Origin of the sequence: Streptomyces sparsogenes subsp. cuspidosporus, from assembly GCF_039532705.1 — a bacterium.
Taxonomy (GTDB): Bacteria; Actinomycetota; Actinomycetes; order Streptomycetales; family Streptomycetaceae; genus Streptomyces; species Streptomyces sparsogenes.
The window spans coordinates 337,016-360,304 of record NZ_BAAASD010000001.1 but is presented as its reverse complement, the minus strand read 5'-3'; the positions used below and the strand labels follow the sequence as shown (position 1 = coordinate 360,304).

The 23,289-nt window shown below is 72.2% G+C and carries 15 protein-coding genes; 4 read left to right on the top strand and 11 right to left on the bottom strand.

What is annotated here, in order from left to right:
• Positions 1-124: 124 nt before the first annotated feature.
• A complete protein-coding gene (locus ABFY07_RS01350) occupies positions 125-769 on the bottom strand; it encodes a flavin reductase family protein (protein WP_346172615.1) in 645 nt (214 codons plus the stop codon).
• 267 nt (positions 770-1,036) lie between these two features.
• Between ABFY07_RS01350 and ABFY07_RS01345 the strand changes: the two genes are divergently transcribed.
• Positions 1,037-1,579: a class I SAM-dependent DNA methyltransferase gene (locus ABFY07_RS01345; protein WP_076971573.1), complete on the top strand. Its 543-nt coding sequence runs from the start codon at positions 1,037-1,039 to the stop codon at positions 1,577-1,579.
• 39 nt (positions 1,580-1,618) lie between these two features.
• Here ABFY07_RS01345 and ABFY07_RS01340 read toward each other — a convergent pair whose 3' ends face one another.
• The 5 genes from ABFY07_RS01340 to ABFY07_RS01320 form a co-directional block, all read right to left on the bottom strand.
• Entirely contained in the window at positions 1,619-2,356 is a 738-nt protein-coding gene (locus tag ABFY07_RS01340; protein WP_346172614.1) for a thioesterase II family protein, read from the bottom strand.
• Positions 2,353-8,526 (bottom strand): condensation domain-containing protein, encoded by a 6,174-nt coding sequence (locus ABFY07_RS01335; RefSeq protein WP_346172613.1) that lies wholly within the window; start codon positions 8,524-8,526, stop codon positions 2,353-2,355. Before ABFY07_RS01335 ends, ABFY07_RS01340 begins: the two co-directional genes overlap by 4 nt.
• Positions 8,523-10,229: a non-ribosomal peptide synthetase gene (locus ABFY07_RS01330; protein ID WP_346172612.1), complete on the bottom strand. Its 1,707-nt coding sequence runs from the start codon at positions 10,227-10,229 to the stop codon at positions 8,523-8,525. The genes ABFY07_RS01335 and ABFY07_RS01330 overlap by 4 nt, the downstream gene beginning before the upstream one ends.
• An 81-nt stretch (positions 10,230-10,310) precedes the next feature.
• Positions 10,311-10,910 (bottom strand): cysteine dioxygenase, encoded by a 600-nt coding sequence (locus ABFY07_RS01325; RefSeq protein WP_346172611.1) that lies wholly within the window; start codon positions 10,908-10,910, stop codon positions 10,311-10,313.
• 339 nt (positions 10,911-11,249) lie between these two features.
• Positions 11,250-12,131 carry an SCO6745 family protein gene (locus ABFY07_RS01320; RefSeq protein ID WP_428836827.1) on the bottom strand — a complete coding sequence of 294 codons (882 nt, stop codon included), beginning with the start codon at positions 12,129-12,131 and terminating at the stop codon, positions 11,250-11,252.
• A 302-nt stretch (positions 12,132-12,433) separates the two neighbouring features.
• On the opposite strand from ABFY07_RS01320, the gene ABFY07_RS01315 reads away from it, so the two are divergent.
• The gene (locus ABFY07_RS01315) at positions 12,434-13,642 is read left to right on the top strand and encodes an NAD(P)/FAD-dependent oxidoreductase (RefSeq protein WP_346172609.1); all 1,209 of its coding nucleotides are present in this window, start codon (positions 12,434-12,436) and stop codon (positions 13,640-13,642) included.
• Positions 13,643-13,689: 47 nt separating this feature from the next.
• Here the strand turns inward: ABFY07_RS01315 and ABFY07_RS01310 are convergent, their stop codons facing one another.
• The 5 genes from ABFY07_RS01310 to ABFY07_RS01290 form a co-directional block, all read right to left on the bottom strand.
• A complete protein-coding gene (locus ABFY07_RS01310) occupies positions 13,690-14,472 on the bottom strand; it encodes an SDR family NAD(P)-dependent oxidoreductase (RefSeq protein ID WP_346172608.1) in 783 nt (260 codons plus the stop codon).
• Between the two features lie 128 nt (positions 14,473-14,600).
• Positions 14,601-16,202 carry an ABC-F family ATP-binding cassette domain-containing protein gene (locus ABFY07_RS01305; RefSeq protein ID WP_346172607.1) on the bottom strand — a complete coding sequence of 534 codons (1,602 nt, stop codon included), beginning with the start codon at positions 16,200-16,202 and terminating at the stop codon, positions 14,601-14,603.
• 160 nt (positions 16,203-16,362) lie between these two features.
• Entirely contained in the window at positions 16,363-17,739 is a 1,377-nt protein-coding gene (locus tag ABFY07_RS01300) for an MFS transporter (protein ID WP_346172606.1), read from the bottom strand.
• Between the two features lie 18 nt (positions 17,740-17,757).
• Positions 17,758-19,179 (bottom strand): aldehyde dehydrogenase family protein, encoded by a 1,422-nt coding sequence (locus tag ABFY07_RS01295; protein ID WP_346172605.1) that lies wholly within the window; start codon positions 19,177-19,179, stop codon positions 17,758-17,760.
• Positions 19,180-19,296: 117 nt separating this feature from the next.
• The gene (locus ABFY07_RS01290; protein ID WP_346172604.1) at positions 19,297-20,547 is read right to left on the bottom strand and encodes a cytochrome P450; all 1,251 of its coding nucleotides are present in this window, start codon (positions 20,545-20,547) and stop codon (positions 19,297-19,299) included.
• A 904-nt stretch (positions 20,548-21,451) separates the two neighbouring features.
• On the opposite strand from ABFY07_RS01290, the gene ABFY07_RS01285 reads away from it, so the two are divergent.
• On the top strand, positions 21,452-22,690 hold the full coding sequence (locus ABFY07_RS01285) for an aromatic ring-hydroxylating oxygenase subunit alpha (protein WP_346172603.1): 1,239 nt from the start codon (positions 21,452-21,454) through the stop codon (positions 22,688-22,690).
• Complete coding sequence (locus tag ABFY07_RS01280) at positions 22,687-23,274, top strand: aromatic-ring-hydroxylating dioxygenase subunit beta (RefSeq protein ID WP_346172602.1); 588 nt, start codon at positions 22,687-22,689, stop codon at positions 23,272-23,274. The genes ABFY07_RS01285 and ABFY07_RS01280 overlap by 4 nt, the downstream gene beginning before the upstream one ends.
• Positions 23,275-23,289 lie beyond the last annotated feature (15 nt).

The window sequence follows — 23,289 nt, the reverse complement described above, 5'->3', positions numbered from 1 at the left end:
TCAGCGGCCGGGGCCCGTGGTCAATGAGGTGTCCTGGCAGGAGCAGCTTCCGGAGGCGAGGGTCTTGGTGTTCAGGAGGGTCAGACCCTGGCTGCGCCGTGGCGGCGGGCGGGCCGGCCACTGCTCAGCCGTCGGCAACCGCGGCGGTGGGGCCGAGGATCCCCCAGGCCGAGGCCAGCCGGGAGGGGTGGACGTTCTGGCTGTTGCCGTAGAACTCGCAGAACTTCATGATCAGGGGATCCCATCGGTCGGCGTCGATGTGGCGGCGGTTACCCGGCACCAGCAGGTTTTCCTCGACGTGGACCCGGACCACGCGCGCGTCCACGGCCACGACGCCGGAGTCCTCCTCGCCGAACGGATGGACGCGGTCGACGACGGCCTCGAGGTGGACGGGGCACTGTGTCACCCGCGGGGGGCTCACCTTCTCGGAAGGCGTCGGGGACAGTCCCGCCGCCCCGAATTTGTCACTCTCGTACCGATAGCCCTTGCGGAGTTTGTGGTCGGGCACGACACGCGAACCGGTGAGCAGCGCCAGGCGATCGACCGCGTCGGCGAGTTCCGCTGAAGCGAGATTGAGTACGCATTCACCGGTCCTGATCAGGTTCTTGGTGCTCTGGGAGGTCTCGTCCAGGCCCAGCATGCACGACTGCCCTACCCACCAGGCTGAGGACATCGGCGCCAGATTCGCCGAGCCGTCCTCGTTGGAGGTGCTCAGCAGGACCACAGGTGTGCCGAAGTAGAGCACTCTCGGTTCGACGGTCAGATGCATGGGTTCCTCGCTCAGGTGGTGCGAACGTGCGGTGCGAACATGCGGTGCGGTCGGGCGGCGTACGTGCGGATCGGGCGCGACGCTAGCCTGGCCACTGTGCCGGGCGACGGTGTTTCCGGCTGGCGGAAATCGGACGTCGCACTCCCCGGGGCGCCGACACGGCGGGGCAGGACCGCGTGGTGGATCGATGCGGCGAGCGGACGGCCACCGGCGGAAGCGCCGGAAATCGTCCTTTGGGCGAAGCACCGGGTGTGCCATGGTGATCGCATGACGTGGAACGGTGAGGAGTACCAGGCCCGGTTCGACCGCATCGCCCGCGAGGGAGGGGATGTCCATGGTGAAGCCGCGCTGGTCCGTTCCTTCGCGCCGGCCACGGTCCTCGACGCGGGCTGTGGCACCGGACGGGTGGCCATCGAGCTGGCCCGCCACGGGATCGCCGTGACGGGCGTGGACGTCGACGAATCGATGCTCGCCACCGCCCGGCGCCGGGCGCCGGGAATCAGCTGGTGTCAGCGGGACCTGGTGGGGCTCGACCTCGGGCAGTCGTTCGACGTGGTGGTGATGGCCGGCAACGTCCCCCTGTTCACCCCGCCGGGCACGGAACCGGCCCTGGTGGCCGGGGTGGCACGGCACGTCCGGCCGGCCGGGCGTCTCGTCGCCGGGTTCTCCCTGGACCGCGGTTACACGCTGGACGACTACGACGCTCACTGCCGTGCGGCGGGGCTCACCCTCGAGGCCAGGTACGCGACCTGGTCCCAGGACCCCTACACCGGCGGGGACTACGCCGTTTCCGTACACCGCAGGTCCTGACCGCCCGCCACCGGGCCCAGCCTGCCACCGGGCCCGCGCTCAGGGCAGCGCGTGCCGGAGCGCGTCGGCCAACTCCACCGGACGGTCGCGCAGCAGGTTGTGTCCGGCGGCGATCAGCGCGGTCGTGTGGCCGCCCGTCGTCAGCGCCGACCACGCGGCGATGTCCTCCTCGGCGACGGTCTCGTCCTCCGTGGCACGGACGGCGAGGATCGGTGACGCCACAGGGGCCCACCGGGTGGATCCGGTGAGGTACTCGTAGGTCGCCCGGTAGTCCGCGCGCAGAGCCGGGGCCACCATCTCCAGGACGTCCGGGGCATCGAGCAGTTCGGCGGGCAGGTAGCCGTCCGTGACGACCTGGGCGAAGAACCGGTCGTCCGGGAGGTCCCAGGCCCCGGCGGCCGTACGGACGGGTGTCCCCGGCGCCTGTTGCGCCGACACCACGAGCAGAGCGGCGGTCTCCGGCTCCAGCTCACGGGCTGTCGCGTACGCCAGCACCGACCCTGACGAGTGGCCGCAGAGGATGATCTGTGCCTCCCCCGCGTGCGTACGGATGGCGGCCGCCAGCCGCCCGGCCACGGCCGGGAGGTCGGCGATCGGAGCCTGGTCGAGCAGCGATTCCCTGCCGGGCAGACGGACTGCCACCGGGTGGGGGTCAGGGGCCAGGGCCCGGCCCAGTGCCAGGACCGCGCTGACGCCCGCGCCCGCGTGGGGGAACAGGTACGCCACCCGCCCCGGCCGCTCGGCGGGCACGAGGTCCACCAGCCAGTTCCTGCTCATCGCGTCTCCTCCCGCGCTGCCGTGGCCAGGACGGTGGCGAGGGAGCGGAGGTAGTCGCAGGCGGTGTCCAGAAGGCGTTCCGCCTGACCGCCGTCGCCCGCGTGTGCCAGCCGCAGCCTCAGCTCGTCGTCCTTCGTGTAGGCGCTGAACTCCCAGTGGAACGGCCTGGGGTTGCTCGGCCCCCGGTCGTCCCGGTACGGCAACGGGACTTCCGCCAGGCCGTCGTCGCGTCCGGTCGTGCCCGTGAACACCGATCCGATCCCGCCCAGGTAGTTCACGCTCACCCACGGGCGTTCCGCTGCCGTGAGCCGGGAGGCAACGGTGGTGTCCGAGGTGCCGTACCGCACCATGCCGTGTTCGGGGGGATGGTGTGCACGGGCCCTCCGAGCGCTGTCGAGCACCTCGCGCGGCTCGGCGTCCGGTGCGGCCTCGACCAGGACGGGAGCCAGGGCGGTGAACCAGCCCACGGTCCGCGACAGGTCCGCACCGCCGACCACCTCCTCTTCGCGACCGTGCAGTTCCGTCACGACGGGGACGGCGCGACAGCCCAGGTCGGCGGCGGCCGCGTCCGCCGCGGCCGCCAGCACGGCGTCAGCCGGGTGCGCGCCCCGCCTCCGCAGGCCCTCCAGCAGGGATCGGGTGTGCACCGAGTCGAGCGCGCGCTCGACGACGCGGGTGCCGGCCTCGTATGTGGTGGGCGGCGGGCCGGGGAGCGCGCCGGCCGGTACGGCGGGGCCGGAGCGCCCGGCGACGTTGTCGGTGTGCTCCCGCAGGGCACGCGCCCACTGGTGGTAGGCGACGGGCACCGGGGGCAGCCGGACGGGTTCTCCCGCGGCGCGGTGGGCGCAGGCGGTGCGCAGGTCGTCCAGGAACACCCCCCACGACAGCGCGTCCACCACGAGGTGGTGGGCGGTGAGGACCAGCAGGCGCCGGCCTGCCCCGTCCCGGATCAGCGTGGCGCGCAGCAGCGGCCCCGCGGCGAGGTCGACACCCCGCCTGGCCCGGGTGATCGCGGCGGACAGGGCATCGTCGTCGGAGGCCGTCACCTCCTCGATCGCCACGGTCTGTGCCGTCGGATCGCTGACCTGCTCCCAGTCCGTGCCCCGCTTGCGGAAGCGGTGGCGCAGCACGCCGTGGTGGTCGGCCACCGCTTGGACCGCGGCCAGCAGCGTCTTCGAGGCCAGCGACCGCGGTGCCCGCACCGCGACTGACTGGTTCCAGTGGTTCACGTCGGGCAGTTCCAGCTCGAAGAACCAGCGTTGGACCGGGGTCAGGGGGATGGACCTGCGCCGGGCGAAGGTCTCGCTCACCTTGGTGGCGCCGGCGGCCGAGGTGGTCACCCGGGCCAGGGAGCGGATGGTCGGATGGGTGAACAGGTGCCGACGGGTGACCTGCAGCCCTTTTTCGGCAGCCTTCGTGGCGATCCTCACGGCCTGTACCGAGTCGCCGCCCAGCGCGTAGTAGTCGTCGTCCAGGCCGACGTGGTCGACGCCGAGGATCTCGCGCCAGACGCTCGCCAGCGCGGCCTCGACCTCGGTCATGTCCTGTGCGGGCACGGGCGCCTGAGGGGTGGCGACCGCCGGTGTCGCCGGGACGCGCGATGCCTTGCCGTCCGGCGTCCTCGGCAGCCGCGCCTCGCACCGCAGTTGTTCGGGCAGCAGGTGGGTGGGCAGTTCGCGGGACAGCAGATCCATGAGCTCGCCCTCGGACACCGAACCGTCCGTCTCCACCACCGCGAGGGACCGTCCCGCTCCGTCTCCTGGAGCCGTGGCCGCCCGTACCGCCGGGTGGCCACGCAGTACGCGCTCGACCCGGGCCGGGGCGTGGTGGTAGCCGTGCCCGGAGTGGATCTCCGCGAACCGGCCGAGCACGACCAGCCTCCCGTCCGGGAGGAACATACCCGCGTCCCCCGTCCGCCGCACCCGGGCATCGGGGAGCCGCGGGTGCCGGAGTGCGGGGTGCTCCCGCGCCGCGCCGAGCGGTGCCGGGGCCTCCTCGGCATCCACGCAGATCTCCCCGGGCACTCCCGTCGGGCAGGCACGGCCCCACGGGTCCACCACGCACAGCAGCGGGTCGGCCGAGGGCCTGCCCACGGGCACGATGCCGGTGTCCGGTTCCACGACCGCCGGGGCGTGGCCGGCGGGCACCTCCTCCTCGCAGACCACCGGTCCCCACTCGACACCGCCGTACCTGTGCACGAGGCGGCTCCGCGGAGCGTGGTGCCGCCACCGGTCGGCGAGGTCCGAGCCCAGGGGCTCGCCACTGACCACCAGGGTCCGCACCAGGGGGGTGCCGCCGCCCTCGTCCAGGCCGCGGAGCAGGTCGGCCAGTTCGGTGGGGGTGATCCGGGCCGAGGCCGCCGCCCTGCCCTGCGCGAGCTCCGCCAGCCGCGTGGCGGGAGCCAGGGGCACCGCGGTGCTCCCTGCGGCGAGGGCGGTGAGCAGGTCGAGCGCGAGCCGGTCGGCCGTGCCCCGGGCGATCAGCACCTCGCCCCGCTCGGCGTCGCGCACCGCGCCGGCGAGCGCCCGGTGGGTGAGCGCCATCGGCCGCCGGGCGCCGGTGGTGCCGCTGGTGCGTACGACCAGCGCGGGCGCCCGCAGGCCGGTGGGGTGCTCTGCCGGGGGCGCGGACGCCGTGGACATGATGTGCACGCGCACCGCGGGTGAGCCCGGGGCATCCGCGGACCCCGCCATGTCCACCAGGGCCGATGCCCCCACCTCGGGCGCCTCGGCGGGCTCGGGGCCGTCCTCTCCGGTGACAGGGGCACAGACCAGCCCCGCGCGCAGCACTCCAAGGCACGCGGCGGCCAGGTCGGTTGCCCGCTCGGCCCGCACGGCCACCACGGCGGGACGGGCCGGGCCGGTGTGGGCGGCGAGAGCGGCTGCCACGTGGTCGGCGGCCCGGTCGATCTCGCCGTAGGTGGCCGTGTCCGTGCCGTCGACGACCGCCGGGGCCTCGGGGTATGCCTCGGCCCACCGCCGTACGCGGTCGGTGATCGGTTCGCCGGGGCGCGGCCCGATGAGCCCACGCGGGTGCGGGGCGAGGGCGGAGAGGGCTCCCAGCTCGGTGTCGGGTGCGGCGAGCAGGGTGTCCACCAACGCCCCGAAGCGGGCCGCCATCCGGCGCACCGTGGCCCGGGTGAACAGGCCCGCGTCGTACTCCCAGGTGATCGAGATCGAGTCGTCGCCCTCGAAGACCGCGCCCGACAGATCGTAGACGGCTCCCGTGCGGCGCAGCGCGACCGTTTCCAGGGTCAGCGGACCCAGGGGCACCCGTACGCCGTCGCGGTCGGCGAACAGCAGCGCGCCCACTCCGCTCAGCGCGGGGTCGTGCGCGGTGTTCTGCCCGAAGCCGACTTCCACCAGCGGCGCGCGGCTTCGGTCGCGGGGTGCGCCCACCGGTCCCAGCAGCTCCGCGAAGGTGACGCCGCTGTGTCCGAGCCCGGCCAGCAGCGTCTCGGTGACCGAGTCGAGCAGGGCGGAGAACGTCTGGTCCGGTGCCAGTCGGACCCGGTGCACCACGGGGTTGACGAAGTAGCCGAGCACATCGCCGAACTCGGGCCGCTCGCGGCCCGCGGTGTTCACCCCGACGGCGCTGTCGGCGCGTCCGGTGTGGGCGTGCAGCAGCACGTGGAACACCGCGAGCAGCACGGCGAACGGGGTTGTCCCGGTGGCACGGGCGTGTGTGCGGACGGCGGCTGCCCGGGCCGGCGACAGGTCCGTTCGCACCGCCGAGCCGCGCTGCCCGCGCACCACGGGTCGGGGCTGGTCGGTGGGCAGGTCCGCGGGCGGGGGCGGGGGCGTCAGGTGCCGCACCCAGTATGCGAGGTCCTCGGCGCCGAGGGGGGTTTGGGACCGTGCGAGCGACCAGGCCGTGAAGTCGGTGTAGGCGTGCGCGGGGGCAGGCAGGTACGCCTCCGCGCCGGTGCTCTCCGCCGCGTAGACCACCGCCAGCTCCCGGAGCATGGTGATCATGGACCAGTAGTCCGTGATCAGATGGTGCTGGGACACCACCATCACCGGCCCCTCGGCCGGTCCGGTGTAGAGCCGGACGCGCAGCGGCGGTCGCGTGGTCAGGTCGAAGGGCTCGAACGCCGAACGGACCAGCTCCTCGCGGTTCGCGCGGTCCCAGTCCGACGGCACGGGTACGACCGCGAAGTCCACTTCCGCCGCGGCGGACACCTGCTGGACCGGGGTGCCGTCGCGCAGGGGGAAGGAGGTGCGCAGAGCGGGGTGCCGGTGGGCCAGGGTGGTCCAGGTCCGCCGCAGGGCCTCCACGTCGCAGCCGTCGGCCAGGCGCGCCGCGAAGGCCACCACGTAGGCCGATCCGCCGAGGTCGAGACTGTCGGCGTGCCACAGCGACATCTGGTTCGGCGCCAGCGGGAACCGGCCCTCGACCGGTCCGTGCGGAACCGGATCGGTGTCGTCCTCGGGCTCGTCGAGCCGATTCGCGAGTTCGTCGGTCAGCTCCCTCAGCGCGCGTGGTCCCAGGAGAGAGGGCAGCGGCAGCTTCACCCCCAGTTCCCTGTGCACGGCCATGCGCAGCCGCAGCGCGGCCAGCGAGTCCACGCCGGCCGCCCGCGCCGGGGCGCCGGGGTCCACCGCGGAGGGCGTCGTGCCCACCACCTCGGCCACCCTGAGGCGCAGGTGTTCGCACACCTCGGTGCGCCGCAGGTCCGCAGGGAGCGCTGCCAGCCGCTCCCGCAGACCGGCTGCCACCTCGTCCCGCTCGTCCGCGAGCCGGGCGGCGAGCGCCGCGCGGCGAATCTTGCCCAGCGGAGTGCGCGGCACCTCGGCCACCACGCGCACCCGCTGGGGCACCGCGTAGGGGGGCAGGCGCCGTGCGCAGTGCGCGAGCACGTCGGGGGGCTGCGCCCGGGTGCCGTCGCGGAGCCGTACCGCCGCCACCAGCAGTGCTCCCCGGCCGGGCAGCGGGAGGCCGGCCACTCCGGCGTCGGCGATCAGCGGGTGGTCGGCCAGCACCTGTTCGACCTCGACCGGATTCACCTTGTGCCCGCCGGTGTCGATCAGCACCCGGGACCGCCCGACGACGGTCAGCCTGCCGTGTGTGTCCAGCCTGCCCAGGTCGCCTGTTCTGTGGTGGTCGCTTCCGGGGTCGTTGACCACGGCGGGGCCGTAGACCACGATCTCGCCCGTCACACCCGGCGGCAGGGGGGCGCCGTTCTCGTCGGTCACCTGGACCTGTACGCCCTCCAGCGGGGTGCCGACCGTGCCCGGGGAGGGTTTCGCGCCGACGTCCCAGCAGACGCTGCCCGCCTCCGTGCTCCCGTAGGTCTGGCGTACGGGGAGGCCGAAGCGCGCCTCGAAGCGCTGCGCCACGGCGGGGTCGAGGAAGTTGCTCCCGGACAGGCACAGGCGCACCGTGTCCAGGTCGACAGGGGTGGTGGAGGGCAGGTCGCCCAGGGCGTCGAAGGTCTGGGGCACGCCGATCAACAGCGTGACGCGGTGTCGGGCCAGGGCGTGCACCACGGCGTCCACCGACGACGCGCCCGCGCTCCGGTCCGGCAGCACCAGCGTGGCGCCGGAGCGCACCGCCGCCAGCAGACAGCAGAACTGTCCGAGCGCGTGGAACAGCGGCACCGGGCAGAGCAGGACGTCATCGGAGGTGATGCCCGCGGTCGCGGTGATGTTGGTGGCCTCCGCGACCTGGTGGGCCTGGCTGCGGACGACGCGCTTGGGTTCACCGGTGCTGCCGGAGGAGAGCGCCGTCACCCACGGGCCGTCCGCCTGTGCCGGCCGGCGGCCCGTCGTCGCCCGCGACCGGGGAAGGGGGGCGTCGACGGTGAGGACGGGGCAGTCGGCGAGTGCGGCGACGGGGTGTCCGGACGTGGTGACCACGACGGCCGGCCGACCACCGGCCAGCCTGCGCCGCAGCACCTCTTCCGGCTGGTCCGGATCGATGGCCTCCACCGTGCAGCCCGCCTCGGCCGTGGCGAAGTAGGCGACCGCGAACTCGGGCCGGTTGTCCAGCGCGAGCAGCACGTGGTCGCCCGGGGACGCGCCCGCGCCGGCCAGTGCCGCGGCGAAGCGGGCCACGGCCGCGGCCAGTTCGCGGTAGGTCAGCGACCGCTCGCCCTGGACGACGGCGGTCGCCTCGGGGTGGGCGGTCGCTGTGGTCGTGACCATGTCGAGCACAAGGCTTGCGCTCACTGCCTCTCCTCCGTCAGCCGCTCGGCCAGCTCGGCAGGGGTGGGGTGGACGAACACGTCGCGTACGCTGACCCGCAGGCCCAGCCGCAGACCGATCTCCGTCACCGCGCTCACCGCCCGCGCCGAGTCACCGCCGTGCAGGAAGAAGTCGGAATGGACGGTGAGGCCGGTGACGCCCAGCACTCGCTCCCACACCCGCACCAGCGCCTGCGGGGTCGGTGCCGGGCGGGGCGGACCCGGCCGGGCACGCAGCAGCGCCCTCCGGTCTATCTTGCCGGCGGGGGTGGTGGGCAGCCGGTCGACTGTGCGCACCTCGGTGGGCACCATGTGACCGGGCAGCAACCGGCACAGGTGGGCGCGGAGATCGGCGGTGTCCGCGTCGCCGTGCCCCGGTTGCCACTCCACGAAGCACACCAGCCGCTCCGCCCGGCCCGCGTCGTCCGTCGGAGCGGCCACTGCCGCCCGCCGGACCGCGGGATGGGCGACCGCCGCGCTCTCCGTTTCGCCCAGCTCGACGCGCTTTCCGAAGAGCTGCACCTGGTCGTCGAGGCGGCGCAGGAACTCCAGGTCGCCGGTGGGCAGTTCGCGGACCAGGTCGCCGGTGCGGAAACAGCGTTCCCCGTCCACCTCGACGAACCTGTGCGCGGTGCGCTCGTCGTCGCCGACGTAGCCGATGCCGACGGTCGGGCCGCCCAGGTACAGCTCCCCCGGTGTGCCGGGCGCGACCGGCTTCCCGCGCGGGTCTCGGACACTGGCCCTGATGTGCGGCAACGGCGTCCCGATCGGCGGCAGGACGCCGCGGTCGGGCCACGCGGAGACGTCGCAGAAGACCGCGCCCGCGACGGTCTCGGTCGGCCCGTACTCGTTGAGGACGCGGCTGGGGAAATCCGGCGGTGGGTAGGCGGCGAGTCGCTCGCCGCCGGTGCGGATGAGCCGTACGTCGCCGAGGTCCACGCCGTCGAGGCGGAATATCGACTCCAACAGCAGCGGGGGGACGTAGGTCTGGGTGATCCGGTTGGCGCGCAGCCAGTCCACCAGCGCCCGGGGCGACGAGCGGTCGGTGTCGGAGGCGATGTGCACGGATGCGCCCGTGCTCAGGAACGGCCAGAGCTCGTCGATGGTGACGTCGAACCCGGGCGAGCCGATCTGCGCTCCGCGCTCTCGTGGCGAGGCGCCCACCAGCCGCGCGAACGCGGCGACGTACACGTCCAGTGCGGCACGGCTGATCAGGGTGCCCACCGGCGTTCCCGTCGATCCCGAGGTGAACAGACAGTAGGCGGGGTCCTCCGGCCGGGCGCCCGGATCGGGCGGGGCGGGGCAGCCCCGGGCCGGCAGCCCCTCGGGCCGGACCGTGGGGACGCCGGCGGCCCCGGCCAGTTCGTCGTCGTCGGTGATCAGCAGCGCCACGGAGGCACGCTTCAGCAGCAGGCGTAGCCGGTCCGGTGGCTGGGCTTGGTCCAACGGCGTGAAGCAGGCACCCGCGAGCAGCACGGCGAGTTCGAGGACGAACAGGTCCGCGGTGCGGGGCAGCACCAACCCGACGCGGTCCCCGGGGCGTACGCCGAGGGAGGTCAGGGCGCCGGCCGCCGCACGGGCGGCGGAGTCGAGTTCGGCGTAGGTGAACCGGGTGCCCCGGTGGTCGGTGAGCGCCGGCGAGTCCGGCGCCCGGCGGACCTGGCGGGCCACGGCGTCGAGCATGTCCATCGTTACCCCTTTTCCTACGGGACCGGACGCGCGCGGTGGGCGTGGCGCGCCCCTGCGGCCGGGAGGTGTGCCCTGGCGGGGTCAGGAACGGGCGCTCCTGGTCATCCTGCGCCCGACTCCGCACTCGTCGAACCACAGCGAGGTCTCGGCCGTGCGGAAAGAGCCGTCCGGCGCGGGCTCGTACTGCCGGTAGCGGTGGATCGCGGTGAGGTAGACGTGGACAGTGGCCGCCCAGCGCCTCTCTTCGTTGATCATCAGATGCAGTTGCTTGTCGTCCTCGGGCAGGATCGGGGTGACCCGGCCGGGCGCGATGGTGAACTCGCTGCCCTGGGTGAGCTTGACGTGCTCTCCCTCGCACCGGGTGACGATGTACTTGATCTCCTTCGTCTCACCGGTGAGCGCGCTGACCGCGCCGATCGTGTCGTCGTGGTCGTGTATCGGGCTCCCCCGTCCGGGGCCCCAGAACACGAGGACGATCTGGTAGGGCTCCTGCGGGTCGTTCAACAGCAGCCGCGTGTAATTCCCGCTCGGGCGGTACGCCTCGGCGAAGCCCTGGTTCTCCGTCGAGGTGGTGAACTCCGCGAGCGGGCCGGAGAGCCTGTCGATGATCTCCTGGTGGGTGAGCTCGTCGGCCTCACTCTTGATCCGTGCGACCGCGTCGATGAGTGTGGTGACGTCCATGGATCACTTCCACTGCGTGAGTCGTATAGCTCCGCTGGGGGTCAGTCGCGTGGCGGGGTACGGGACCGCAGACGGTGCGCACCGGTCGGCGTCGGGTGCCGCTCCTGGCGGTGGAGCGGCACCCGACGCTGTGCTCCGCGGTGTTGCCGCGGAACGGACGACCTGCTGGGGAGCGGGTCGCGTCCGGATGGCGGTCCGGACACGACCCGTGGCGGGACGGAGAGCGGAAGGTGGCGGGGTGGGCAACGTCTGGCGGGTGGTGTGCGGGCTCCTCCTCTCACGTCGGCAGCGGTGGCCGGCGGGTGCCACCGGTGCGGGTGGACGGCGGTGGGTGCGATCTCACCCGTGGGCGGGCTGGGCCGCCGCGTCGGCGGGAGGCAGATCGCCCGAGGCGACCACGGCGTCGCGGAGCGGCTTGCACAGCGCGATGAGCCGTTCCGCACGGTCGGCTCCCAAGGACCGGTAGGGGGGAGCCGCGGCGGCGTCGGTCGCGTCCTCGATCCGGGAACGCAGCCGGCTGCCCGCCTCGGTCAGCCGTCCGGAGGAGTCCAGGAGGCCCGCCTCGGTGAGCGCGGACACCTCCGCGTCCCACTCCTGCTCGGACCAGTCGCGGTGCTCGCGCATCTGCTGGGCACCGAACAGGGATCTGCCGGTGGCGGTATCGGTGACCAGCGCCGCGATGGCGCCGACACCGTGGCCGACCAGGGCGGTGATGTGGCCGTCGCCCCGGTGCTCGCGCAGGAGCGTGATGGCGTGCCACAGCACCAGGTGTGGTTCACGGGGCCACGGCAACTGGGCGTGCGCGGCGTACAGGGGCCGTCCCTCGGGGGAGCATGCCTCGGCGGCGGCTCGGGCGAGTGCGGCCGCTTCGGCGACCTCCGGGCCGCCCACCGCCTCGTCGCCGAGGATGCGGCGCAACGCCCGGTCCACGGCGGACAGACGGGCCTCGACCACACGCTCCGGCGAGGCCAGGTCCCACGCCCTGGGCAGATGGCGGGCGACGAGAGCGGGGTTGAAGTTGTAGAGCATGGCTGCCACTGCGGCGGACGAGGCGCGGCCGAGCGCAGCGGCACGGCCGGCGAAATACGCCATGTGTCCTGGCTCGAGCCCCGTCGAGGTCAGCTCTTGTTCTACCTCGGGGGCAAAATAACAGAGCAGGTGTATGGGATCGGTCTCCTGATGACATCGCGCCGCAATTTGCGGAATCGAATCACTGACCATAACGCGATGCTAGGTTGGCCCGCCGAGAGGCGTCAACGACATGCCGAAGGAAGTAAATAATTTGAGCCAAGCCTATGTCGTAGAGTGTCTCCCCGTGATCGTACGGGTATCTTTCGTCGCACGGGGGACGGTTTTCCGGGCACGCTTCAGCCACATGTGACGAAAACTGTTCATCGCCCCGACTGTATCCGCATGACGCGCCTGACCTGCTATTTAATGCGTCATTGCGCCGCACCTTTCACCAGCGTGCGAGACGCGCGCACCGAAGTCGGATTTGTCGCGGAGAAATGGATGTGTGATCAGTGAGCGTTAGTCAATTGGGCACGGAAGATCATCCTTACGACGTCTTGATCGTGGGCGCGCGCTGTGCCGGTGCCCCGCTGGGAATGCTTCTCTCCCAACGCGGCTATGTGGTGGAGATGGTTGACCAGATGTCTGCCGGAACTGACACGATATCCACGCACTGGATCCGGTGGCCGGGCGTTCAACAGCTCCGCGCATGGGGCCTTGTTCCAGCATTGGAGAAAACGGGGTGCCCGCCCATTGCAAGCGCCTCCCTCGATTTCGAGGGCCGTGTGGTGGCGGGCAGGCCGAAGGCCGGGCGGACGGAAGCGGTGACCTACGCACCCCGGCGGACCGAGTTGGACGCCCTGTTGGTGTCCGAAGCCCGCGCCAAGGGGGCGCGGCTGCGGGAACGCTTCGCGGTCACCGGCCTCATCGTCCACGACGGCAGGGTGGCGGGGGTGCTGGGGACCGGCCCGGACGGGCCCGCCGGCCTGCACGCCCGCGTGGTCGTGGGGGCCGACGGCCGCAACTCGACTGTCGCCCGCCTGGTGAGGTCCCCGGTCCTGGAGGACAGGGGGGTACTCGCGCGCAGCCTCTACGGCTACTGGACAGGTGTCGCGGAGCGTGGGGTGCGGGTGGTCTTCCGCGGTCGGCGCGGCATCTCCCTGTGGCCGACGAACGGCGATCTCACCGTGGTCTCGCTGGTCTTCCCTCCCGAGGAGGCCCCCGGCCCGGGGCGTTCGGCGCTGGATGAGTTCTACATGTCGTCGCTGAGAGAGGTGGCCGAGGTCGGGCAGGCCCTGGCGGGCGCGGACCTGGTGTCGCGGCCTCGGTCCGCGGCCGTCCGCAATGCCCGCAGGCGCGCCCACGGCCCGGGGTGGGTCCTGGCCGGGGACGCCGGCCACCACAAGGATCCCGTGTCGGCGCAGGGGATCTCCGACGCCTTCGCCGACGCCGCCGTGCTCGCCGACGCCCTCGACGCCGGGCTCTCGGGTTCCGCCGGGCTCGACGAGGCGCTGGCGGGCTATGCCGCGACCCGCGATGCGCAGCGGCTCGCGGCCTTCTCCTACACCTGCGAGCAAGCCGAGTTGCGCCCCTTCACCGCCGAGTTCCTCGACGACCTGGCGCGGACCGCTGCCGACGAGCGGGCCGTCGAGGCGTTCGTGAACGGCTTCGTCGGGTGTGACGCGCCGTCGGACGCGGGCTGGCTCGGCGAGTCCCACTAAGGGGTGTCCGAACACGGGCCCCTCCCCTCTGTCGGTGGCGGACGCGGTCAGTGTGCGAGCCCCGGGGGAAGCCCCAGGAACAGGCCGCCGCTGACCTCGATGAGCTGTCCGGTGACCCACCTCGCGTCATCCGAGGCGAGGAACGCCACGACGTCGGCGACATCCGCGGGGGTGCCGATTCGGCCGAGCGCGGTCATGTCGATGATGACCTGCCTGGTCTCCGGCTGCTCCCGCCGCTCCGCCGCGGTCAGGTCGGTGTCCACGGCACCGGGGGCCACGGTGTTCACCGTGATGCCACGCTCGCCCAGCAGGTGCGCCAGGGTCCGGTTCATCGCCACCACCGCGGCCTTGGCCATCGTGTAGGCCACGTCCGCCACCGCCACCCGGACCGCCGCGGAGGAGACCGACACCACCCTGCCGCCGTCGGCGAGCAGCGGCAGCGCGCGCTGCACCAGGAAGAAGGGTGCCCTGGCATTCACCGCGAACAGCCTGTCGAAGATCTCGGGTGTGGTGGCCTCGAAGAACGTCGTGCTGAAGCCCGCGTTGTTGACCAGCACGTCGAGTCTGTCCCTGCCGCCGTCGGCGAACCGGGAGCTCGTCTCGGCCAGCAGGCCGTCCACCCCGGCGAGCGTGGAGAGGTCGGCGCCGACGGCGAACGCCTCTCCGCCGCCTTCCCGGATGTGCGCCACGGTCTCCTGGGCAGCTCGCTCGTCGTGTCCGTAGTGGACGGCCACCCGGGCGCCGTCCGCCGCCAGCCGCTCGGCGATGCCGCGGCCGATCCCGCGCGAGGAACCGGTGACCAGTGCTGTGCGGCCTTTCAGGTCGAGCATGGTGCTCCCTCAGCGAATCGGCCGGTCCGGAAAGGACCGGGGATGGCCGTATGGTGTTCTGCTTCTGCCGGTATGGGCTCGGAAGGGGCCCGGTCCCGACGGCGCGGGCGGCGTGCCGCCGGCCGGGGTCAGGCCAGGGAGATCAGGTCGGCGTACTCCTCGTTCCACAGGTCTTCCTCCCCGTCGGGGAGGAAGAGGACCCGGTCGGGACGGAGTGCCTCCACCGCGCCGCGGTCGTGGGTGACCATGATGACCGCGCCCGGATAGTCGCCCACGGCGGCCAGGACCTCGTCACGGGAGACCGGGTCCAGATTGTTCGTGGGTTCGTCGAGCAGCAGCACGTTCGCGCCTGAGTGGATGAGGCAGGCCAGCGCCAGCCGGGTCTTCTCGCCGCCGGAGAGGACACCCGTGGGCTTGTCGGCGTCGTCGCCGCGGAACAGGAACGCGCCGAGCACCTGTCGCACCTCGCCGTCGGTCAGTCCCGGGGCCGAGGACGACAGCGACTGGAACACCGTCGCGGCGGGATCGAGCGTGTCGTGCTCCTGGGCGAAGTACCCCAGACGCAGGCCGTGTCCCGGCACCACCCGTCCCCGGTCGGGCGGCTCCTCACCTGCCAGGGCGCGCAGCAGCGTGGTCTTGCCCGCACCGTTGAGCCCCAGCACGACCAGACGGCTGCCCCGGTCGACAGCCAGGTCGATCCCGTCGAAGACCGCGTGCTCGCCGTACGACTTGGCCAAGCCGACCGCCGCCAGCGGGACGCGCCCGCAGGGTTCCGGGGTGGGCAGCCGCACCCGGGCCACTCGTTCGGCCCTGCGGGCCGGCTCCAGTTCCCGCACCATGGTGTCCGCGCGCCGGACCATGTTCCGCGCGGCCACCGCGGTCGCCACGTGTGACCGCATCTTCTCCGCCTGCGCGCGCAGCGCCGCCGCCTTGCGTTCGGCGTTGGCACGCTCCCTGGTCCTCCTGCGCTCGGCGGCCTCGCGGTCGGTCCGGTAGCGCTGCCAACCGGTGTTGTAGACCTCGATCGCGAGCCGTTCGGCGTCGACGTGGAAGACCCGGTTCGCCACATCCGCGACGAGATCGGTGTCATGGCTGATCATCAGCAGGCCACCGGAGAACCCCGACAGGAAGGTACGCAGCCAGGCGACGGAGTCGGCGTCGAGGTGGTTGGTCGGTTCGTCGAGCAGCAGCGTGTCCTGCTCGGCGAAGAGAATTCTCGCCAACTCCACCCGCCTGCGCTGCCCGCCGGACAGTTCACCGAGCCGCTGCGTGAGCACCCGGTCGGGCAGCCCCACACCCGCCGTCACCTGTGCGGCCACGGCCTCGGCCGCGTAGCCCCCCAGGACGTCGAACTCGTCCTGCGCCCTGGTGTAGGCGCGCATGGCCCGGTCCCGCTCGGTGTCGGACCCGGCTTCGGCCATGACGGTCTCCGCGGCGCGCAGTGCGGCTGTGACGCGGTCCAGGCCGCGGGCGGCCAGGACGCGGCCCATGACCGTCTGGTTCTGGTCGGCTCCGCGCGGGTCCTGGGCGAGGTATCCGACCGGTCCGGTCGCCCTGATGGTCCCGGCGGCGGGCCGCAGTTCACCCGCCATCGTGCGCATGAGCGTCGTCTTGCCCGCCCCGTTGCGCCCGACGAGGGCGACCCGGTCACCGGGCGAGATGTGGAAGTTGACGTCCGACAGCAGCAGACGGGCGCCGACACGCACATCTACATGACAGACTGTAATCACTTTGGATACTCTCCGTGGCTTCCTGAAGGCAGACCTGTCCCCTCGGGCGGGATGGGCCGCTAGGAAACACGGGGAGTCGACATGTGGGTCATGTTAGCGACCTCCTGACGAGACATGCCAGCTGATTATGCGTCAGCCGGTGCGCACGCATCCGTACGGCTCAGCCCACCGCGGTACTTTCCCCCGCGCGGGCGGTGCGCGAGGCACCCGCCGCCGCGGCGGCGCAGACGGCCGCCGCCACCACGCCGAGCACCCCCATCCCGGCGCCGAACCCCAGGTGCCCCGCCTCGGTGGCGCCGACGAGCACCCCGGCCGCACTCGTGCCGAGGCCGGCCGCGGTCACGTCGCTGATCTGCAGCGCCGACGAGTTCGTTCCCGTCTCCTCCTCGGCGGACTGTTCGAGTACGAGTACGCCGGTGGTGGGAACGGACACCCCCATGCCCAGCCCGCCCACGATCCACAGCAGGTACACCGGCCACCCCGGCGCCCCCTCCAGGCACAGGGCCGCCATGCCCACGAAGCAGCACGCCAGGGCGACGAGGCCCCATCGAAGCAGCGAAGGCCTCGTCATCCTGGTGATCCGGCCCTGCGCCTGGGCCCCGGCCCACCAGCCGATGGATCCCGCCAGCAAGGGCAGGCCGGCGGCCGCGGTGCCGAAACCGTGGAGCGTGGCGAGGCTCAGCGGCACGACGGACTCCACCGCGTAGAACGCCCCCGCCAGCAGGCCGCGCACCGCGATCACGGCGGGCACTCCCCGACGCAGCCGGGTCGACCCCCGGGGCAGCAGTTCCCGCAGCCCTGCCACCAGCGCCAGCAGCCCCGCCCCCAGCAGGAGCACGGTCAGCGGCGTCCGCCCGGCGACGACGGCGTTTCCCCCCGCCTGGAGGACGACGACCCCACCCCCGGCGAGCAGCGCGAACAGGGGCTTGCGAAACCCGCCCGCCGATGTGCCCTCGGGCGCGGCCGACATGCGCAGGGCGCGGAGCAGCGCCCCTCCACAGGCCAGTGCCAGCGGCACCAGGCCGAGGAACACCCAGCGCCACCCGACGTGCGCGGTGATCGTGCCCGAGAGGATCGGCCCGACCAACGCCGGCACGACGTAGGCCGCGGAGATGATGGCCAGTGCCCGGGGGCGCAGTTCCGGCGGGTAGGCGGTGGCCACGAGCTTGAACACCGCGGTCGAGGCCAGCCCGACACCGATCCCCTGCGCGCTCCTGCCCAGGACGAAGATCACCATGTTCACGGCGGTTCCCGCCACCAGCAGGCCGGCGGTGAACACCGCGATGCCGGTGAGCAGCGGCCTGCGCGGACCGACGCGGTCGCACCACTGGCCCGCCGCGCCGAGGCCCACCAGGTTCATGACCAGGAAGGCGCTGTAGGACCAGCCGAAGAAGGCGAGCCCGCGGAGTTCGCGCACCGCCGAGGGCATCGCGGTCGCGACCGCCAGACCCTCGAACGCGAACAGGCTGATGGACACGGCGATGCCGATGCTGGTGAGTCGCCACTGCGGTGCGAGAACCCCGGGGGAACGTTCCACGATCTCCAAACCCAACTGCTACAGACGGTGCGTCACTTGCTTGATCCGTGTGTACGCCTCGAAACCGTATCGTGACAGATCCTTGCCGTGGCCGGACTGGCGAAAGCCGCCGTGCGGCAGTTCCGACGGGAACTGCAGATGGGTGTTGACCCATACGGTCCCGTAGGCCAGCTCCGCCGAGAGCCGCATCGCCCTTCGGTGATCGGTGGTCCACACGGCCGAAGCGAGGCCGTACGGCGAGGAGTTGGCCCGACGGAGTGCGTCCGCTTCGTCGGTGCAGCGCTCGACGGTGATCACGGGGCCGAAGATCTCCGTACGCGTGATGTCGTCGTCCCCGCGCACACCGTCGATGACGGTGGGGGCGTAGAAGAAGCCTCGGTCGCCCACCCGGTGGCCGCCGGTGACCACCCGTGCGTGCGGCGGCAGCGCGTCGACGCATCCCTGCACGCGCGCCAGCTGCTCGGGGTTGTTCAGCGGCCCGTACGCGCTGCCGGGCTCCGAGGGCGGACCGGGGCGCCGTGTCGAAGCCTCCGCCACGAGCGCCTCGAGCAGCGGGTCGTGCACCGGGTCGGCCACCAGGACCCGGCTGGCCGCCGTGCAGTCCTGCCCCGCGTTGGTGACCGCCCCGGTGACGATGGTCCGCGCGGCGTCGGCGATGTCGGCGTCGGCGCATACGAGGACCGGGGTCTTGCCGCCCAGTTCGAGGTGGGTGCGCTTGAGCGTGGCGGCGGCACGGGTGGCCACGTCCACCCCGGCGGAGACCGATCCGGTCAGCGAGACCGCGGCGGGCACCGGGTGCTCGACCATGAGCCGCCCCGTCGCGGGGCCGCCGCAGACCACGTTCAGCACGCCGGGCGGCAGGATCCGGGTGGCGAGGTCGGCCAGCATGAGCGCCGACGAGGGGGTGGTCTGCGCGGGCTTGAGCACGACGGTGTTCCCGGCGGCGATCGCCGGAGCCGACTTCAACACCGCCATCAGCAGCGGAAAGTTCCACGGGGCGAGTTGGGCGCACACTCCCACCGGTTCGCGCCGGGTGTAGGAGGTGTGTCCCGATGCGTACTCGCCCCCCGCCACCCCGTCGAGCAGCCGCGCGGCACCGGCGAAGAAGCGCAGTTCGTCGACGATCCCCTGGATCTCGCCCGCGGCGTCCCGGCTTCCGGTGTCACGCAGCTCCGCCTCGCCGAACTCGGCGGCCTGCCCGGCCACCGCGTCGGCCAGCTCCAGCAGCGCGGACTGACGCTCGCCAGGTGTGGTCCGCGACCACTCCTCGAAGGCCGCCGCGGCCGCGCGCATGGCGCGGTCGATGTCTTCGGCACCGGTACACGGCACGCGTAGGTGCGCTTCGCCGGTGCACGGGTCGAGCACCTCGATGTGTTCGGTGCCCGGGACCGGCTCGGTCCGCTTGCCGTTGACGACATTGTGCACGGTGGGTGCTGTCACGGTGGTGTTCTCCTGTCCGCTCCGAGGAGTCCGGTCCGGGTGGTGAGGTGGATAGCCGCTGGTGGCGGACGAGCGCGGTGACCCGCCGACCGCGCGGTGTGCGGGCCGGCGCGGTACTCAGACGCCGCCGGTGACCCAGAGCGAGGTGAAACCATGAAAGCCGAGGTTGTTGTTCCAGTCGGTCGCCTGCGGCGGCACGTGCAGATCCGGCCATCTGCGGTACAGGGTGCTCAGCGCGATCCGGGTCGTCTGGCGCACGAGCGGGTCGCCGAAGCAGAGGTGCCGGCCGATACCGAAGGTGAGATGCCGGTTGGGCAGCGGCCGGTCGAGGACCAGCTCGTCCGGGTGCTCGAAGACCTCGGGGTCGCGGTTGGCCGAGGCCACGTACAGCAGCAGGGGCTGCCCCTTGCGCAGCGGGACGACCGTCCCGTCGGAAGCCGTGTAGTCGAAGTCCTCGGCCGCGACCCGTCCGACGAACGAGACCGGTGTGCACACGCGCAGGAGTTCTTCGACGGCGGGGCCCACGGTGTCGGGATGCAGCAGCAGATCCCGCTGGGTGGCGGGGACGTCGGCGAGGGCGCGCACGCTGTTGCCGATGAGGTACCGGATCGACGCCACGCCCGCGAACAGCAGCAGCGCCGCCTGCGCGACCACGTCGCGCTCGGAGAAGCGGTACCCGTGCACCTCCGTCTCCCGTAACCGGTGCAGCAGCCCGCCCGCGTCACGCGAGCGGCGCGCGTTGTCCTCGGACGCCAGGAAGGCGGCGAGTTCCCGGGTGCTCTTCCTGGTACGGCGCAGGTGCTCCACCGAGACCGAGGTCGAGCCGAACAGGTGCGCGATGTCATCCGTCCAGCGGTTGAGCTGGGGGTGCGCTTCGACCGGGACGCCGAGCACATCGGCGATCACCATCGCGGGCAGTGGGAAGGCCACATCCGCTATGAGGTCGAACCCGGTGGGGTCGACCCGGTCGAGCAGCCCGTCGACGATGCCCTGGATGCGCGGCTCGAGGTACTCGTCGGTGAACGGCACGTAACCCCGGTTTGCCTGCCGGCGGTTACGGGTGTGCTCCTTGCCGTCGTGGAACGCCAGCCAGCGGCCGTAGACGTCGAGCATGTCCGCGAACTCCGCGCGCTGCTCAGGATCGAGGAAGCGCAGCGGGACCGCCGAGCGCGCGTTGGACAACCGCTCGTCCTTCATCAGGCGCGCACAGTCGGCGTACCGGAACATCAGCCAGGTGCCGCCGAAGATCGTTCCGGACAGGTGGGCAGGGCTGTGCTCGCGCATCAGCGCGTAGAAGGAGAACGGGTCCTCGATGTACTGGACGTTGTTGTGGGAGAAGTCATCGATTGCTGTCAGGTCGAGTGACACAGGAAGGACTCCCAAGAGGTGGGCGGGAGGGCACTGGACATCCGATAGCGCCGGATTGGACACCGGACTCGGAGCCGGGGCATGAATCCGTGGCTCTCGCGGTGTCACCGTAATATATTTTTCTCGGCGGTGTTTCAAGGCGATGGAATTCGGTCTCCCCTTTCTGGATTCAGGCCGGAAACCCGGGTGTTCTTCGGCCAGCTCCGGCAGGCCTTCAGCCGCTGCCCGGCAGGGCGCGGGCACGGGTCCAAGGCGCACGTCGGCCCGGCCGGGACCCCCGTGGCGCAAGGGGCCGATTCGACGTGACAGGGGGCCGGATATCGCCAGCGGCGGTCCCGGTCTTTCTGGCTTGGTTGCGGTGGTCGCCGTTCCCGCGCGGCCGGCGGTCCGACGCGGTCGGCCTGCCGTCCGGTAACCCGTGCATCCCGCCTCGACACCCCGCGCGACCGGGGGCGATGGCGTCGTGGCCCGGCCGCGGCGCGGGAGCGGAGACACCCCGGGGGAACGGGACGGGTGGCGCACGGCCCCGGGGACCGGCCCTTGCGTGCCGAAGTCGCCGCACCTAGCATCGGCTTGACGGTGAGCGGCGCTCCGTGGTCTGGCGGGACCCGGGGTCCTCATCCGGTAGTGGACCTACGACGCGGCAGCCTGGCGGGGTTCGCGTCCGCGCTCCCACCCTGTCCTCCTTCTTGATCTGGCCCTCGCGGCGCTGTGCGATCCCCGTTTTCGGCATGGGCTGCCGTCGATGTGTGATGCGCGGTTCGCCCTGCCGTGAAATTGCCCTCGGGAGGGATTTATGTCGTTCGGAGTCGATGGTTCGGTGCGCGCGATCGGTCGCCGTGCATTTATTGACAGCGACATCCTCGATGCTGAATACGATCGTGTATTCCATCCTTCCTGGCAATTGCTCGGATTCGCCGGCGAGGTGCCCGAGCCGGGTGATTACGTGCTGCGTATGCTCGGCCGGGACGAGGTCGTCGTCGTGCGCGGAGAAGACGGAGAAGTACGCGCGCTGCACAATTCCTGCACTCACCGGGGCACCCGCCTGTGCCGTGCGAGCCTGGGCAACACCGCCCACCTTCGGTGCAGCTATCACGGCTGGACCTTCGCCAACGACGGCAGGCTGGTCGGTGTGCCCGCGCTCCGGTCGGGGTACCCACCGGACTTCGACCGCGCCCGTCACGACCTGCCCGCGGCACGCGTGGCCTGCCGGCGCGGGTTCCTGTTCGCCACCTGGGACACGGAAGCCCCCGCCCTGGAGGACTACCTCGGCGAGATCGCCTGGTACCTCGACGCCATCCTCGACTGCGGGGCGGGAGAGTGGGAGGTCTGCGGCCCGCCGCAGCGGGTGCGCACCAAGGGGAACTGGAAGATCCCCACGGACAACTTCGCGGGCGACGGGTACCACATGCGGACCACTCACCAGATCGCGCTCGACCAGGGGATCTACGGTGACACTCTCGCCAACGGCACCCGGGGGCGTGCGGGTACCGACCTCGTCGCGGTCAACATCGCCACCCCGGCCGGGCACAGCGTGCGAGCGGGCTACGTCGTCGAGAGCGGGCTCTCCATCGAGGACAGGGACCTCACCGCACCGCAGTTCCCCGGCTATCCGCCCGAGCGGTGGGCCGAACTGACCGCGGCGCAGACCCCGGAGCAGGTGCGGTTCACCTCGCACTGCGAGGTCGCGCACGGGGTGGTGTTCCCGAACACCGTGTTCCTCAGCGTCGCGCACGACCGGGCGGTGGGCGAGGACGCCGACCCCCTGACCCGCTACCTGGTGGTCCGCAGCCACGTGCCGGTCAGCGCCCGCGAGACCGAGTGCCTGTACTGGACGCTCGCCCCCACCGCGATGGATACGGAGTGGCGGCGCCGCTCCTACCGCTTCCAGGCACGCACCCAGTCCGCGGGCGGGATCCTGTTCGAGATGGACGACTTCGAGAACTTCGCCCGGATCGATGCCGCCCTCGCCCACTCGGCACCGGGACGGGGAGGGCCTGTGGACCTCACCCTCGGTGTCGGCCGGTCCACCCCCGCCCGGGGATTCCCCGGGCCGGCGCGGGCCGAGGTCGCCACCCTCAGCGAGCACAACCAGCGCGCCTTCTACCGGCGCTGGTCGACATTGATGGGGGAACTGCCGTGATCGACCAGCCCGACCCGCGCCCCGCGGCGCCGTTCGCCGTCCGCCCCGAGGAGTTGGCCCGAGGCCCGTTTCCCGACCGCGGCCCACGGCTCACCGGTCTCGACGCGGAGATCACCGCCGTGCTCACGGAGGAGAGCGCCGCGCTGGACGAGGGCGAGCACCAGCGCTGGCTGGACATGCTCGATCCCGCCTTTCGCTACGAGATCCCGGTGCCGCTGCTGCGGGAGGACCCCGCGCTGCCGCGGCACAGCCGGTCCGCCGTGCTGTTCGAAGCCACCAAGCGGGTGCTCGAGCTGAAGTTCGGCCGAACCGGACTGCTCCCGGCATGGTCGGACCGTCCGGCCACCACCACGCGTCACTTCATCGGCTCGGTGCGCGTGTTCGACGCACCCGCCGCCGAGGTGGTGCGGGCCGACGCCAACCTCCTGGTCACCAGTAACCGGGGGGTCGAGCACACCGTGCTCGTCAGCGCCGCGCGCCGGGACCTGCTCCGCGAGCGCGACGGGCGCTGGCTGCTGCTGCGCAGGTGTGTCCTGCTGGACGTGGAGGTCGCCACTCATGAACAGCTCTCCGTCATCTTCTGAAGGCGAACACCGGGA